Source organism: Bradyrhizobium sp. AC87j1 (assembly GCF_002936975.1).
GTDB classification, from domain to species: Bacteria; Pseudomonadota; Alphaproteobacteria; order Rhizobiales; family Xanthobacteraceae; genus Bradyrhizobium; species Bradyrhizobium shewense.
Genome location: NZ_PTFE01000062.1, coordinates 35,293 through 49,718, shown reverse-complemented (window position 1 = coordinate 49,718; position 14,426 = coordinate 35,293). Strand labels below are relative to the sequence as shown.

Genomic DNA, 14,426 nt, shown 5'->3' with positions numbered 1-14,426 from the left:
GCATCCATGACCGCCCAGCCGCTGCTCGACGTCCAGGACCTCACCGTCGAATTCACCACCCGCCGCGGCATCGTCAAAGCCGTGCAGCACGTCAACATCTCCGTTGCCAAGGGCGAGACGCTGGCGATCGTCGGCGAGTCCGGCTCCGGCAAGTCGGTGACGTCCTACGCGGTGATGCGCATCCTCGACCGCGCGGGGCGGATCGCCGAGGGCTCGGTGATGTTCTCCGGCATCGACGTCAAGGCCGCGACCGAGGACCAGATGCGCGATTTGCGCGGCCGCGAAGTCTCGATGATCTTTCAGAATCCGCGGGCAGCACTGAATCCGATCCGGAAAGTCGGCGACCAGATCGAGGATGTGCTGCGCACCCATGTGCAGCAGGCCCAGGTCGCCGATCACGGCGAGAAGGCGATCGAGGCGCTGGAGCAGGTCAAGATCGCCCGCCCGCGCGAGCGCTATCATGCCTATCCGTTCGAGCTCTCGGGCGGCATGTGTCAGCGCGTCGTCATCGCGCTCGCGCTCGCCTGCAATCCGCAGCTGCTGATCGCGGACGAGCCGACCACCGGCCTTGATGTGACCACGCAGAAGGCGGTGATGGACCTGATCGTAGAGCTGACCAAGCGCCGCGCGATGTCGACCATCCTGATCACGCACGATCTCGGTTTGGCCGCCGCCTATTGCGACCGCGTCGTCGTGATGGAGAAGGGCCGCGTGGTCGAGACCGCCAAAGCCGCCGACATCTTCGCTAACCCGCAGCACCCCTACACCAAGAAGCTGATGCGCGCGACGCCGCGGCTCGGTGTGTCGTTGCGGGATCTGCTGCCGGAGGAAGACGCTGCACCGGTCATGGCCGGGCTTGACCCGGCCATCCATCACGCTTCGCAAGATTCATCTCCGTCGATGGACCCCCGGGTCAAGCCCGGGGGTGACGAGACATCAAAGCCCCTCCTCCGCGTCGAAAAGCTCGTCAAGGAATACCCGCGCCAGGGTGCCACCGCGACGCTCGGAAAGCTGTTCGGCCGCAAGCCACCGCTGGAGCCGGATGCGTTCCGCGCCGTCGACGGCATCAGCTTCTCGATCGGCCATGGCGAGAGCGTCGGCCTCGTCGGCGAGTCCGGCTGCGGCAAATCGACCACGTCAATGATGGTGATGCGCCTCCTCGACCAGACCTCCGGCCTGATCCAGTTCGACGGTGAGGACATCGGCGGCATCGCGCCGGCCTCGTTCGCCCGCCTGCCGCAGCGCAGCCGCATCCAGATGGTGTTCCAGGATCCGACCGACAGCCTCAACCCGCGCTTCACCGCCGCGCGTGCCATCGCCGACCCGATCATGCAATTGGGCGATATCAGGGGGCGCGACGCGCTCCGCGCCCGCTGCGAGGAACTGGCGACCATGGTCGGCCTGCCGCACAATCTGCTCGATCGCTTCCCGCACCAGCTCTCCGGCGGCCAGAAGGCGCGCGTCGGCATCGCCCGCGCCATCGCGCTGCATCCCAAGCTGGTCATCCTCGACGAGCCGACGGCGGCGCTGGACGTCTCGGTGCAGGCTGTCGTTCTGAACCTGCTCCAGGATCTCAAGGCGCGGCTAGGTATGAGCTATCTGTTCGTCTCGCATGATTTGAATGTGGTGCGCTTGCTGTGCGATCGTGTCATTGTGATGCGGACGGGTCGAATCGTCGAAGAGGGCTCTTCCGAGCAGGTCCTCAGCGATCCGCAGGACGACTACACCAAGGAGCTGCTGACGGCGATCCCGCATCCGCCGTTGCAGGTACACCGAGATAGTTTGGGAGCGTGATGGCCGAGCCGCTGGACGATTATATCGACGCCGTATCGAAAGCGCTGGCATTGCCGATCGAAGAGGCCTGGAGGCCTGCGGTGCGCGCCAACCTCGAGGTCTCGCTGCGGCTCTCCCGCCTCGTCGACGAATTCGCGCTGCCGGACGAGACCGAGCCGGCACCGATTTTCACCGCTTGATGTTGCCATGACCAGCAAGCCAGAGATGAGGGCCTCAGAAATTGCGAGTGCGGTTGCGAGCCGCAGGATGTCCGCGCTCGATGCCACTGAAGCGGCACTTTCGCGCATCAAGCAGCACGACGGTATCCTCAATTCCTTCACCGACGTCACCGCCGAGCGCGCCCGCGCGAAGGCGCGTGCCATCGACGCCGATATCGCCGCCGGCAAGGAAGTCGGCCCGCTCGCCGGCGTTCCCTTCGCGGTGAAGAACCTGTTCGATGTCACGGGCCTTTCGACGCGCGCGGGCTCGAAGATCAATCGCGACCTCGCGCCCGCCAAGCGTGACGCCAGCTTGATCGAGCGCATGGAAGCCGCCGGCGCCGTGCTGGTCGGCGCACTCAACATGGGCGAATACGCCTATGACTTCACCGGCGAGAACGTCCATGACGGTCCCTCGCGCAATCCGCACGACACCACGCGAATGACCGGCGGCTCGTCCGGCGGTTCGGGCAGTGCGGTCGGCGGCGCGCTGGTGCCGATCGCGCTCGGCTCCGACACCAACGGCTCGATCCGCGTGCCGTCCTCGTTCTGCGGCATTTTTGGTTTGAAGCCGACCTATGGCCGGCTGTCGCGCGCGCGCTCGTTCCCGTTTGTCGCGAGCCTCGATCATCTCGGCCCGTTCGCGCGTTCCGCCGCCGATCTCGCGCTCGCCTATGACGCGATGCAGGGCCCGGACGCGGAGGACAGCGCCTGCACGACGCGCGGGCTGGAGCCGACGCTGCCGCTGATCGCCAATCCGGTCTCGGATCTGCGCATCGCCATCGCCGGCGGCTATTTCCAGAAGAACGTGTTTCCGGAAGCGGTCGAGGCCGTCAGCCGCGTCGCCAAGGCGCTCGGCGCAACGAAGGTGGTCGACGTTCCCGAAGCCGCGCGCGCCCGCGCGGCAGCCTATGTCATCACCACCACCGAGGGCGCTTCGCTGCATCTCGATCGCTTGCGCAAGCGGCCGAACGATTTCGATCCGGCCGTGCGCGACCGGCTGATCGCGGGCGCGATGGTGCCGGCGCCGATGGTCGATCGGGCACAAAAATTCCGCCGCTGGTATCGCGCGCAGCTCGCCGAGATCTTCAAGTCCGTCGACGTGCTGCTCGCGCCGGCGACGCCTTGCACCGCGCCAAAGCTCGGCCAGGTGAATTTCAACCTCGACGGCGTCGAGCTGCCGGTGCGCGCCAATATCGGCATCCACACCCAGCCGATCTCCTTCATCGGCCTGCCGGTGGTCGCGGTCCCGGTGCCGCTCGAGCCGCTGCCGATCGGCGTGCAGATCATCGCTGCGCCCTGGCGCGAGGACATCGCGCTCCGCGTCGCGTACGCCCTGGAAAAGATGGGCGTCGCCGCAGCGCCCGCGCCGAGAGGATTCTGACATGGAGATCGATCTCCCCGACGTGATCGCGGAAGTCAAAGCCGCGTTCGAACGTTATGAGCAGGCCCTCGTCAGCAACGACGTTGCCGTGCTCGGCGAACTCTTCCGCAACGATCCCCGCACGCTGCGCTACGGCATCGGCGAGAATCTCTATGGCTACGAGGCGATCAACGGCTTCCGCGCCGCGCGCTCGCCGGTCGGCCTGAACCGCCGCACCGCCAAGACGGTGATCAGCAGCTATGGCCGCGACACCGCGGTGGCCTCCACTTTGTTCTATCGCGACACAGCGCCCGGCAAGGTCGGCCGGCAGATGCAGACCTGGATTCGCTTTCCCGAGGGCTGGCGCGTCGTCGCAGCCCATGTCAGCATGATCGACGAGCCGAAAGAGACCTGACCGCATGACGCTCGACGATCTTCCGCAGGGAGCGCTGCCGGCCGAGCCGGTGGTGCCCCGCGTCGACCGCGCCTCACCATCGCTGCTGAAGGTCACGCGCGCCGAGGAGCTGCGCTTGCAGCTCGCCGACGAGATCGTGCGCGGCGCCCTGGCCCCCGGCTCGCCCCTGGACGAGACCGACATCGCGCGCCGCTTCAGCGTGTCGCGAACGCCGGTGCGCGAGGCGCTGCGTCAGCTTGTGGCCAGCGGCCTCGTCGAAGCGCGTGCCCATCGCGGCGCGGTGGTGGCGCAGCCCTCGATCGAGCGTCTCACGAGCATGTTCGAGGCGATGGCCGAGCTCGAGGCGCTGTGCGCCGGCCTCGCCGCCGAGCGCATGTCCGCGGCCGAGCGCCACGGCCTGGAGGCCGTCCACGAGGAGCTGCGGGTGTTGAGCTACACCGGCAATCCCGATCGCTTTCACGAGGTCAACGAGCGCTTCCACAACGCGATCTATGCGGGATCGCAGAACGGCTACATCGCCGAGATCACGCTGGCGACGCGGGTGCGCGTGCAGCCGTTCCGCCGCGCCCAGTTCCGCAATCTCGGCCGTCTCGCCAAATCGCAAGCCGAGCACGACCGCGTCGTCGTCGCCATCATGCGCGGCGACAAGCAGGGCGCCGCGGCGGCGATGCGTGCGCATATCGAGCTGGTGCGCGGTGAGTACGAGATCTACGCGGTTTCGGTGTAAGGCGACGTCCGCTGCCACACCCTCGGTGTCGTCCCCGCGAACGCGGGACCCATAACCACAGGGGGAAGTGTGAGGCAAAGCTCCCACTCCGAGTCTTCGCCAAACCACTCCCTGTGGGTATGGGTCCCGGATCGGCGCTCCGCTTGTCCGGGACGACAGCGGAGTGAGATGCCGTAGGGTGGGCAAAGGCGCAAAGCGCCGTGCCCACGGTTTTTCATGAAGGTCGGGATCGTGGGCACGCTTCGCTTTGCCCACCCTACGAGACCTACTTTGTCGCAGCTTCCTTCATATACGCGCGCCACCCCCCATACGCCGTAATATCCCGCGCATCGCCCAGCACTTCCGGCTCGACGAGAAACCCTTTCACGCTGCGACCATCGGCAAGGCGCACCGTGCCGATCGCCATCGGCGAAGGAATCGCGTTGACGAACTTGCCGAAGGCGGAGGGCGACAGCGACCAGATCTCCAGCTCGATGGCGGCGCCCTTGCCGGCTTCCACGCGCAGCATGCCGGGCTTCGGCGGCGTGGTCTTGAGCGCGTAGAGCTTATAGTCGGACGCGGTTCTGGTTGCCTCGATCAGCTTTGCGTACAGCGCCTTCAATTCGCCGTTGAGCACCATGCCGGACAGATGCGCGCCGACGACCGCGATGGGGATCTCGTCGCCGCTGCTTGCCGGCGGCGGCGGCGGCAGCGGAGCTTGCGCCGCGCCCTTCGCGCCGAGGCTCAGCTCGGTATCGGCATGGAAAACGCGGCCGATGCTCGCGAGCAGCGCGTCATGTCCTGCGGGCGCGAGCAGCGTGATGCCGAACGGAATCCCGTCGCTGCGCACCGAAGCCGGCAGCGCCAGACCGCAGAGATCGAGCAGATTGACGAAATTGGTGTAGGTCCCGAGCCGGCTGTTGAGCTCGATCGGATTGGCCAGCACCTGCGCGGTCGTATAGGCCGTCGGCGCCGTCGGCAGCACCAGCGCGTCGATATTGGCAAACGTGCGCTCGGCGATCTTGCGCAGGCCCTGCAGGCGATAGAGCGCCGAGAACGTGTCCGCAGCGGTGAGTCGCGCGCCGGCCGCGGTGATCTCGCGCGTCACAGGATGGATCGTATCCGGCGCGGACGCCAGCAGATCCTTGATCACGAGATAACGCTCGGCGACCCAGGGGCCCTCGTAGAGCAGCCGCGCCGTCTCGTAGAACGGCTCGAGATCGAACTCGACGAGCTTCGCTCCAAGCGCAGTCCAGCGCTTCAGCGCATCGGCGTAGGCGGTTTCCGCCTTCTTGTCGCCGAAGAAGATCAGCTGTCCGTTGCGCGGGACGCCGAGGCGCAAGCCTGCCGGGAACGGCGTGAGCGCGCCCAGCGGCCGGTCGCGCGAGAACGGATCGGCCGGGTCCGGCCCCGCCATCACGGAGAGCGCGAGTGCGGCGTCGTCGACCGTCAGCGCGAATACCGAGATGCAATCGAGCGTACGGCAGGCCGGCACGAGGCCCGCGTTCGAGATCATGCCGAGGCTCGGCTTCAGACCCACGATGTTGTTGAGCATTGCCGGCACGCGGCCCGAGCCGGCGGTGTCCGTCCCCAGCGACAGCGGCACGAGCCCCGCGCCGACTGCCACAGCGGAGCCCGAACTGGAGCCGCCGGGAATGAGATCCTCGCGGATCGAATTCTTGGGAATGCCGTAAGGCGAGCGCACGCCGACGAGGCCGGTCGCGAACTGGTCGAGATTGGTCTTGCCGATGATGATGGCGCCGGCCGCGCGCAGCCGCGCCACCGCAGTCGAGTCATGCGTCGGCGTAGTGGAGAAGGCCGGGCAGGCCGACGTGGTCGGAAATCCCAGCGCGTCGATATTGTCCTTCACCGCGACAGGCACGCCGTAGAGCGGCAGGCTGGCGGCGTCCTTCGTAGCAAGCTTCTCGGCCTCGGCGATCGCATCCTTCTCGTCGCGCAGGCTGATGAAGATGGCGGGATCATTGTGGTCGCGGATGCGCTGATAGGTCCGCGCGATCGTCTCTGCCGGCGTCAGCGCGCCCGCGCGATGCGCGGCCACAATCGCGGCGATCGTTTCAGGCTGCTCAGCCCCCATTTCAGCCCTCATGGCGACAAAACTCCGGCAACTGCTTCATCCGGAGTGAAGCAAGCGATGTGCCATTGTGTACATTATCCGGGCAGGAATGCTGCCGCGGATATTATCCGTGTGATCAGTGGCTTGGGGGATATTTCGACAGGCTGCCGGGCGATTGCATCGGCGCCCTGTGACGGGCATCTGCCCAAATCCTGGGCAGTCGAGATCAGGTGAAGCCGGCGAGGATCCGAAGTAGCTGCGCCCGGTTTTCCTTGCCGATCTTCTCTTCGACATGCCGCTCGTGCTCGGCCGCAAGCCGCTTGAACTTCGCCAGCGCTGTCTCGCCCTGGGGCGTGAGATGCAGGGCATGCGAGCGCCGGTCCGCTTTCGATTTGACCCGCTTCACGAGCTTGCGCTGTTCGAGGCTGTCGAGCAGATGCACCAGCCGGGCGCGCTCGATGCCGAGGCGTTTTGCCACCGCCATCTGCGACAGGCCCGGATTGGCGCCGATCACCGTCAGCACCGAATATTGCGTCGGCCGGATGTCGACATTGCCGAGCGTTCTGATGAAGTCCTGAAAGATCCAGATCTGGAAGCGTCGCACCGCATAGCCGGCGTGCCCGACCAGTGCGTCGAGGCCGATATCGTCGGCCATATCCCGAGGCGCCGCGCCGTTGCCGGCGCGCTTGCGTGCGGAAGTCTGGGCTGCGGTGGCTGTCAAATCGCGTCTCCTGCCGGACCTGTTGTAGCGTCTCTGTCGCTCGGGCGAAAGATTGTTGTTGACGACAACAATTGTCATGCCCAACATTATGGCCAAAGCAGCCCGGAACGAGGCTGCGGCCGATCCGGGATCCGGGCGGAGGAGGAAATCATGACAACCGCCGCACGCGGCGATGCCGCAAGCTTGTTTGCAACGCCACGGACGGTCGCAGAGCATCGCGCCGACGGCAGCATCGTGCTGCGCTCGCCCGATCCATTGCGCGATGGCGCGCGCTGCGTCGGCGACTGGCTGGAGCAATGGGCGCGGCAGACGCCGGATGCGATCTTCCTCGGCGAGCGCGGCAATGTTGACGCGCCCTGGACCACCGTCACCTATGCGCAGGCGCTGCGCCAGGTGCGTGCGGCGGCGTCCTGGATTCTGGCGCAGGGTCTGAGCGCGGAGCGCCCGCTCACGATCCTCTCCGACAACAGCATCGACCACGCGCTGCTCGCGCTTGCCGCCCAGCATGTCGGCGTGCCCTCGGCCGCGATTTCGCCGGCCTATTCGTTGATGTCGAAAGATTTCGACAAGCTCAAGAGCATGATCGCGCTGCTCGAGCCGGGCGCGATCTATGTCTCCGCCACGAAACCATTTGCGCCAGCGCTCGCCGCGATCAAGCCGCTGCACAAGGCGCAGATCATCAGCGGGAACGCTGACGATGTCGATGCGCTCGCGTTCCACACCATCGCCGCGACGCCCGAAACGCCCGACGTCGCAACGGCGTTCGCCGCGGTGACGCCGGATACGATCGCAAAACTCCTGTTCACCTCGGGGTCGACAGGTACGCCCAAAGCCGTCATCAACACCCAGCGCATGCTGACCTCGAGCCAGCAGGCCAAGGCGCAGACTTGGACGTTTCTGGAGCAGGGTGGCGGCGATCTCGTCATTCTCGACTGGCTGCCCTGGAGCCACACCTTCGGCGCCAATCACAATTTCAATCTCGTGCTGCGCAATGGCGGCTCGCTCTATATCGACGGCGGCAAGCCGGCGCCCGGGTTGTTTGCGACGTCGCTGGCCAATTTGAAAAGCGTGATGCCGACGGTCTATTTCAACGTGCCGCGCGGCTTCGACATGCTGATCGCGGCACTGCGCGGCGACGAGGAGCTGCGCCGCCGCTTCTTCAGCGAGGTGAAGTTCGCCTTCTATGCCGGCGCGGCGCTGCCGCAGAATCTCTGGGATGCGCTCGAAGACCTCTCAATCAGGACCGTCGGCCGCGCGATGCCGATGGTTTCGGCCTGGGGCTCGACCGAGACGTCGCCGCTCGCGGCCGACTGCCATTTCCTCGCGGAGCGCTCCGGCAATATCGGTGTCCCCATTCCCGGCACCGAGCTGAAGCTCGTCCCTTCCGGCGACAAGCTTGAGGTGCGGGTGCGCGGTCCCAACGTCACGCCGGGCTATTGGAAGGCGCCGGAGCTGACGAAGCAGGCCTTTGATGAAGAGGGTTTTTATCTGATCGGCGATGCCGTGAAGCTCGCCGATCACGCGCGGCCGGAGCGCGGTCTGTTCTTCGACGGCCGCGTCGCCGAGGATTTCAAGCTCAATTCCGGCACATGGGTCAGCGTCGGCACGCTGCGCGTCGCCGGCATCGCCGCGCTGGCGCCGCTGGCGCAGGACATCGTCGTCGCAGGCCATGGCGGCGACGAGGTGCGCTTCCTGGTGATCCCGAACATCGCGGCTTGCCGCGCCCATGCCGGCTTGGGCGAGACGGCCGATGTGAACGAGGTGCTCGCCCACGACAAGGTCAGGATCGTCATCGCGCAGGGACTGGCGAAACTGAAGCAGCAGGGCCCCAACTCCTCCGGCCACGCCACGCGCGCGCTGCTTCTCGCCGAGCCGCCGTCGGTCGATGGCGGCGAGATCACCGACAAGGGCTACATCAACCAGCGCGCCGTGCTGACGCGCCGCGCCGATGCGGTGGCGCGGTTGAACGATGATGCGTCGGGCGAGTGGATCGGGCTGTAGCTGGCCGCGATCTTCCCCTCTCCCAAGGGGAGAAGGAAGCAAGCGAGACGTCCCCGCCCAATACGCCAGTCCCCCTGCCGCAATATATTGCTGATTCTTTTGTTGCCTAAGCAACTAATTTATGCGAACCGTTCCAGAGAGCGATGACGGCGGGAAAACCGCCGCGTCTGATCCTGGAGGAAACGATGCTCGGCCCGAACGGTGCCGTCGGCAAACGGCGGCGCATGCCTGGATGTGACGGAGGGCGATGCCTGAAGCGCGCCCCGTCAGGTCTCAGTGCCGCCGGTGACTGCGCCGAGATTTTCGTGCAGCCGGCGGAGCAGGCCGATCAGCACCTCGCGCTCGTCCTTGTTGAGGCAGGACAACAGCCGCCGCTCGCGTTCGAGCGCGGCGGCGATCACCTTGTCATGGGTGGCGCGGCCCCTCGCCGTCAGGGAAATCGAATGGGTGCGGCCGTCGTTTGGGTCGGTGCGGATCGAGATCAGCCCGCGCTTCTCGAGGCCCGCCAGCGTCCGGCTCACTGGACCCTTGTCGAAGCCGATGACGTGACAGATGCGCGAGGCCGGAATGCCGGGCTCGATCGCCAGGAGCGACATGATCCGCCATTCCGTGACGTTGACGCCGAACTCCCGCTGATAGAACGCAGTCGCGCTGTTCGAGAGCTTGTTGGCGATGAAGGTGACGAAGGCCGGGACGTAACGCTCGAGATCGAGCGTCGGTCCCGCCTCTGCGGGCGCAGGCTTGTGGCGGGGTCTGGTCGAAGGCGCAGGCATGTCGGCGTTCTGTCTCGCGGTGAGGCCACCGACCTAAAGGCATGCGCTGCGCTTTCACAAGATCAAAATGAGAGAGGTCTCCCATGACCGCATCCGGCACCCCTGCATCGACAGGCTCTGCGGCCGTCCCGCATCTCGACGTCGATCCCTTCGACATGAATTTTTTCGCCGACCCGTATCCGACGCATCAGCGGCTGCGGGAGGCCGGTCCGGTGGTCTATCTCGACAAGTGGAACGTCTATGGCGTGGCGCGCTATGCCGAGGTCCATGCGGTGCTGAACGATCCCGCGACCTTCTGTTCCAGCCGCGGCGTCGGCCTGTCCGACTTCAAGAAGGAGACGCCGTGGCGGCCGCCGAGCCTGATCCTTGAGGCCGATCCGCCCGCGCACACCCGCACCCGCGCCGTGCTGTCAAAGGTGCTGTCGCCGACCGTGATGAAGCAGGTGCGCGATCGCTTTGCCGCCGCGGCGGAGGAGCGGGTGGATGCGCTGCTGGACAAGCGCAGCTTCGACGCGATCACCGATCTCGCCGAGGCCTATCCGCTCTCGATCTTTCCGGATGCGCTGGGCTTGAAGGCGGAGGGGCGCGAGCATCTGATCCCCTATGCGAGCGTCGTGTTCAACGCGTTCGGCCCGCCCAACGAGTTGCGCCAGGAGGCGATCGCGCGCTCGGCGCCGCACCAGGCCTATGTCGCCGAGCAATGCCAGCGCGACAACCTCGCACCCGGTGGCTTCGGTGCCTGTATCCACGCCCGCGTCGATGACGGCGAGATCACCGCGACCGAGGCCCCGCTGCTGGTGCGCTCGCTGCTGTCCGCCGGTCTCGACACCACCGTCAACGGCATCGGCGCGGCGGTCTATTGCCTTGCGCGCTTCCCCGACCAGTGGCAGCGCCTGCGCGCTGATCTGACGCTGGCGCGCAACGCCTTCGAGGAGGCCGTGCGGTTCGAAAGTCCGGTGCAGACTTTCTTCCGCACCACCACGCGCGATGTCGAGCTGTCAGGCGCGACGATCGGCGAGGGCGAGAAAGTGCTGATGTTTCTGGCCGCCGCCAATCGCGATCCCAGACGCTGGGACGAGCCTGATAGCTACGACATCACCCGCCGCACCTCCGGTCATGTCGGCTTCGGCTCGGGCATCCACATGTGCGTCGGCCAGCTCGTTGCCCGCCTCGAAGGCGAGGTGATGCTGACGGCGCTGGCCCGGCGCATCGCGAAGATCGAGATCACGGGCGAGCCGAAGCGCCGCTTCAACAACACGCTGCGCGGGCTCGATAGCCTGCCCGTCACCATCACCCCGGCCTGACCAGGAGCTTTGATGCCCGCCATCACTTTCATCCATTCCGACGGCAAGTCCGAGCGCGTCGAGACCGCGGACGGCGAGAGCGCCATGCAGGCGGCGACCCGTCACGGCCTCGACGGCATTCTGGCCGAATGCGGCGGCAACGCCATGTGCGCGACCTGCCACGTCTATGTCGACGAGAGCTGGCTCGGGCGGCTTCCCGCCGCGGCTGACGACGAGGACGCGCTGCTCGACGGCACTGCGAGCGAGCGGCTGCCCAACAGCCGGTTGTCCTGCCAGATCAAGATCACGCCGGAGCTCGACGGGCTCGTGGTGAAGCTGCCGGAACGGCAGGTCTGAGTCTCGACGCGCCGGCAACGTCCGGCGCGGCAAACCATCAAACAGGGGAGGGAAGAATGAAACATCTGAAATGGACGCTTGCGCTGGCCGCCAGCCTGGTGACCGGCGCGGCGACCGCCGAGATCTCGGACAATGTCGTGCGCGTCGGCGTGCTCAACGACATCTCCGGCATCTTCCAGGACACCAACGGCATGGGCTCGGTGGAAGCCGCGCGCATGGCCGCGGAGGATTTCAACGGCGGCGGCAAGAACATCAAGGTCGAGATCGTCTATGCCGACCACCAGAACAAGGCCGATGTCGGCAACGCCATTGCGCGCAAATGGCTCGACGTCGAGGGCGTCGATGCCATCGTCGACGTGCCGAACTCAGCGGTTGGTCTTTCCATCAACACGCTGCTGCGCGACAGCCGCATGACGTTCCTGGCCTCTTCGACCGCGAGCTCCGATCTCACCGGCAAGGCCTGCTCGCCCAACACCATCCAGTGGGTCAATGACGCCTGGGCGACCGGCAACACCACGGCAGCCGCAATGATGTCGCGCGGCGGCAAGGACTGGTATTTCCTCACGGTCGACTACGCGCTCGGCAAGGGCATCGAGGCTGAGGCGCAGAAATACATCGAGGGACACGGCGGCAAGGTGCTGGGTTCGTCCAAGCATCCGCTCGGCACTTCCGATTTCGCCTCGTTCCTGTTGCAAGCGCAGGGGTCGAAGGCCCAGGTGATCGGCCTTGCCAATGCCGGCGGTGACACCATCAACGCCGTGAAGCAGGCTGCCGAGTTCGGCATCCAGCAGAACGGCCAGAAGCTTGTCGCCTTCCTGCTCTTCATCAACGACGTTCACGGCATGGGTATCAAGGTCGCGCAGGGCCTCCAGCTCATGGAAGCCTTCTACTGGGACATGAACGATGACACCCGCGCGTTCGCCAAACGTTTCGCCGCGCGGCCGGGCATGAACGGCAAGATGCCGAGCGGCAACCAGGCCGGCGTCTATGCCTCGACGCTCGCTTATCTCAACTCGGTCGCCGCGACCGGCAGCGACAACGCCAAGGACGCTGTGCCCGAGATGAAGAAGTTCAGAGGCAAGGACAAATTGTTCGGCGACACCACCATCCGTCAGGACGGCCGCGTCGTGCATCCGATGTACCTGTTCGAGGTGAAGAAGCCGGAGGAATCGAAATATCCGTACGATTATTACAAGCTGGTCTCGACGATTCCGGCGGACCAGGCGTTCCGCCCGCTGGCTGAAGGCGGGTGCGAGCTGGTGAAGTAGCTGTCGCGGCGAGCGCCGCTGCACCCTCTCCCCCTGTGGGAGAGGGTGGCTTCGCAAAGCGAAGCCGGGTGAGGGGTTCTCTCCTCGCGGGTACTCTCGCGAGCGGAGAGAGACCCCTCATCCGGCGCTTCGCGCCACCTTCTCCCACAAGGGGAGAAGGGAAGAAGACGCTACACCACCTTGCTGCTTCCTTGCGTGATCAGCCGCGCTGCGCGCTGGTCCCGCGCGTAGATCCAGAGCCAGCTCAGCGCGACACTGAGGCGGTGGCGCAGGCCGATCAGGAAGTAGATGTGGGCGATACCCCAGATCCACCATGCGATGGTGCCGCGCAGCTTGATGCGGCCGAAGTCGATCACCGCAAGCCGCTTGCCGATTTGCGCGAGGCTGCCGGAGTGCTTGTAGCGGAATGGGCCAGTCGGCTCTCCGCTCAGCCGCGCCTTGATCGTTTCGGCGACGTGACGGCCCTGCTGCTTGGCGGCCGGTGCGATGCCGGGCACCGGCTTGCCCTCCCAGGCATTGATCAAGACGGTGTCGCCGATCGCAAAGATCTCGGGATGATCAGGGATGCTCAGATCGTCCTTGACCTGTACGCGGCCAGCACGATCGGCCGGCGCGTCCAGCCATTCTGCGGCGGGTGAGGCGCGCACGCCTGCCGCCCAGATTCGGGTCTTTGCCTCGAGCAGCTTGCCCCCGAACACCACGCCCTCACGATTGATCTCGGTGACGGCCTGCCCCAGCACGACCTCGACGCCGATCTTCTCCAGCGAGGCCTGCGCATAGGCAGAGAGATCGTCGGCGAAGCCCGCGAGCACGCGCGGCCCCGCTTCGATCAGCACCACGCGCGCCTTGGTCGTGTCGATGTTGCGAAAATCGCCGGGCAATGTGTGACGCGCCATCTCGGCGATGGTGCCGGCGAGCTCGACACCGGTGGGGCCGCCGCCGACGATGACGAAGGTCAGCCGCGCCGCGCGCTTCGCCGGATCGGTCTCGCGCTCGGCGCGCTCGAACGCCACCAGGATGTGGCGGCGCAGCGTGGTGCCGTCCTCCAGCGTCTTCAGGCCCGGCGCGAACTGCTCCCATTCGTCGTGGCCGAAATAGGCGTGGCGCGCGCCGGTGGCGAGCACCAGCGTGTCGTAAGGCACCTCGCTGCCGTCGTCGATCAGCACGCAGCGCCTTGCCGCATCGACGCCGCTGACCGTCGCGAACAGCGTCGTCACCTCGGGCCTGTCTCGCATCAGGTGGCGGATCGGCCAGGCGATCTCGCTGGTGGCGAGAGAGGCGGTCGCGACCTGGTAGAGCAGCGGCTGGAACAGATGATGGTTGCGGCGGTCGATCAGCGTGATCTCGACCGGCGCACCCGCAAGCCGGTAGGTCGTCTCCAGCCCGCCGAAGCCGGCGCCGACGATGACGACGCGATGCGGTGTCGTGGTCATGATGTGCCCTCGAATCTCGCTGCTCCACACCCCCATTTAAG

General features: G+C 66.2%; 13 protein-coding genes. 9 read left to right on the top strand and 4 right to left on the bottom strand.

The features are described 5' to 3' along the window. Window positions 1-6: 6 nt before the first annotated feature. The 5 genes from CV770_RS27130 to CV770_RS27110 are packed head-to-tail and all read left to right on the top strand — an operon-like array spanning window position 7 to window position 4,496. A complete protein-coding gene (locus CV770_RS27130; protein WP_091964230.1) occupies window positions 7-1,794 on the top strand; it encodes a dipeptide ABC transporter ATP-binding protein in 1,788 nt (595 codons plus the stop codon). After that, window positions 1,794-1,973 (top strand): DUF4089 domain-containing protein, encoded by a 180-nt coding sequence (locus CV770_RS27125; RefSeq protein ID WP_201760059.1) that lies wholly within the window; start codon window positions 1,794-1,796, stop codon window positions 1,971-1,973. Before CV770_RS27130 ends, CV770_RS27125 begins: the two co-directional genes overlap by 1 nt. A 7-nt stretch (window positions 1,974-1,980) precedes the next feature. Then, window positions 1,981-3,375 carry an AtzE family amidohydrolase gene (locus CV770_RS27120; protein ID WP_201760058.1) on the top strand — a complete coding sequence of 465 codons (1,395 nt, stop codon included), beginning with the start codon at window positions 1,981-1,983 and terminating at the stop codon, window positions 3,373-3,375. Between the two features lies 1 nt (window position 3,376). Beyond that, complete coding sequence (gene hpxZ / locus CV770_RS27115; protein ID WP_104464553.1) at window positions 3,377-3,769, top strand: oxalurate catabolism protein HpxZ; 393 nt, start codon at window positions 3,377-3,379, stop codon at window positions 3,767-3,769. 4 nt (window positions 3,770-3,773) lie between these two features. Next, a complete protein-coding gene (locus CV770_RS27110) occupies window positions 3,774-4,496 on the top strand; it encodes a GntR family transcriptional regulator (RefSeq protein WP_104464552.1) in 723 nt (240 codons plus the stop codon). Window positions 4,497-4,761: 265 nt separating this feature from the next. Here the strand turns inward: CV770_RS27110 and atzF are convergent, their stop codons facing one another. Continuing rightward, complete coding sequence (gene atzF, locus CV770_RS27105) at window positions 4,762-6,570, bottom strand: allophanate hydrolase (RefSeq protein ID WP_104464551.1); 1,809 nt, start codon at window positions 6,568-6,570, stop codon at window positions 4,762-4,764. A 205-nt stretch (window positions 6,571-6,775) separates the two neighbouring features. After that, window positions 6,776-7,270 carry a MarR family winged helix-turn-helix transcriptional regulator gene (locus tag CV770_RS27100; RefSeq protein ID WP_091964558.1) on the bottom strand — a complete coding sequence of 165 codons (495 nt, stop codon included), beginning with the start codon at window positions 7,268-7,270 and terminating at the stop codon, window positions 6,776-6,778. A gap of 150 nt (window positions 7,271-7,420) precedes the next feature. Here CV770_RS27100 and CV770_RS27095 point away from each other — a divergent pair, with 150 nt between their 5' ends. Continuing rightward, a complete protein-coding gene (locus tag CV770_RS27095; protein ID WP_104464550.1) occupies window positions 7,421-9,271 on the top strand; it encodes a feruloyl-CoA synthase in 1,851 nt (616 codons plus the stop codon). Between the two features lie 266 nt (window positions 9,272-9,537). Here the strand turns inward: CV770_RS27095 and CV770_RS27090 are convergent, their stop codons facing one another. After that, window positions 9,538-10,044 (bottom strand): MarR family winged helix-turn-helix transcriptional regulator, encoded by a 507-nt coding sequence (locus CV770_RS27090; RefSeq protein ID WP_104464549.1) that lies wholly within the window; start codon window positions 10,042-10,044, stop codon window positions 9,538-9,540. An 83-nt stretch (window positions 10,045-10,127) separates the two neighbouring features. On the opposite strand from CV770_RS27090, the gene CV770_RS27085 reads away from it, so the two are divergent. Genes CV770_RS27085 through CV770_RS27075 form a run of 3 tightly spaced genes read left to right on the top strand, consistent with a single transcriptional unit; the run spans window position 10,128 to window position 12,952 of the window. Next, window positions 10,128-11,348 (top strand): cytochrome P450, encoded by a 1,221-nt coding sequence (locus tag CV770_RS27085; protein WP_104464548.1) that lies wholly within the window; start codon window positions 10,128-10,130, stop codon window positions 11,346-11,348. A gap of 12 nt (window positions 11,349-11,360) precedes the next feature. Further along, the gene (locus tag CV770_RS27080) at window positions 11,361-11,684 is read left to right on the top strand and encodes a 2Fe-2S iron-sulfur cluster-binding protein (RefSeq protein ID WP_104464547.1); all 324 of its coding nucleotides are present in this window, start codon (window positions 11,361-11,363) and stop codon (window positions 11,682-11,684) included. Between the two features lie 56 nt (window positions 11,685-11,740). After that, window positions 11,741-12,952: an ABC transporter substrate-binding protein gene (locus tag CV770_RS27075; protein WP_104464546.1), complete on the top strand. Its 1,212-nt coding sequence runs from the start codon at window positions 11,741-11,743 to the stop codon at window positions 12,950-12,952. A gap of 170 nt (window positions 12,953-13,122) precedes the next feature. Here the strand turns inward: CV770_RS27075 and CV770_RS27070 are convergent, their stop codons facing one another. Then, window positions 13,123-14,385 (bottom strand): NAD(P)/FAD-dependent oxidoreductase, encoded by a 1,263-nt coding sequence (locus tag CV770_RS27070; RefSeq protein ID WP_201760057.1) that lies wholly within the window; start codon window positions 14,383-14,385, stop codon window positions 13,123-13,125. Between the last annotated feature and the right edge of the window lie 41 nt (window positions 14,386-14,426).

What these genes read in the sequence shown, in the direction of transcription:
- CV770_RS27130 (WP_091964230.1), top strand. Translation starts at nt 7, where the DNA reads ATGACCGCCCAGCCGCTGCTCGACGTCCAGGACCTCACCGTCGAATTC.
- CV770_RS27125 (WP_201760059.1), top strand. Translation starts at nt 1,794, where the DNA reads ATGGCCGAGCCGCTGGACGATTATATCGACGCCGTATCGAAAGCGCTG.
- CV770_RS27120 (WP_201760058.1), top strand. Translation starts at nt 1,981, where the DNA reads ATGACCAGCAAGCCAGAGATGAGGGCCTCAGAAATTGCGAGTGCGGTT.
- hpxZ (WP_104464553.1), top strand. Translation starts at nt 3,377, where the DNA reads ATGGAGATCGATCTCCCCGACGTGATCGCGGAAGTCAAAGCCGCGTTC.
- CV770_RS27110 (WP_104464552.1), top strand. Translation starts at nt 3,774, where the DNA reads ATGACGCTCGACGATCTTCCGCAGGGAGCGCTGCCGGCCGAGCCGGTG.
- atzF (WP_104464551.1), bottom strand. Translation starts at nt 6,570, where the DNA reads ATGGGGGCTGAGCAGCCTGAAACGATCGCCGCGATTGTGGCCGCGCAT.
- CV770_RS27095 (WP_104464550.1), top strand. Translation starts at nt 7,421, where the DNA reads ATGACAACCGCCGCACGCGGCGATGCCGCAAGCTTGTTTGCAACGCCA.
- CV770_RS27090 (WP_104464549.1), bottom strand. Translation starts at nt 10,044, where the DNA reads ATGCCTGCGCCTTCGACCAGACCCCGCCACAAGCCTGCGCCCGCAGAG.
- CV770_RS27085 (WP_104464548.1), top strand. Translation starts at nt 10,128, where the DNA reads ATGACCGCATCCGGCACCCCTGCATCGACAGGCTCTGCGGCCGTCCCG.
- CV770_RS27080 (WP_104464547.1), top strand. Translation starts at nt 11,361, where the DNA reads ATGCCCGCCATCACTTTCATCCATTCCGACGGCAAGTCCGAGCGCGTC.
- CV770_RS27075 (WP_104464546.1), top strand. Translation starts at nt 11,741, where the DNA reads ATGAAACATCTGAAATGGACGCTTGCGCTGGCCGCCAGCCTGGTGACC.
- CV770_RS27070 (WP_201760057.1), bottom strand. Translation starts at nt 14,385, where the DNA reads ATGACCACGACACCGCATCGCGTCGTCATCGTCGGCGCCGGCTTCGGC.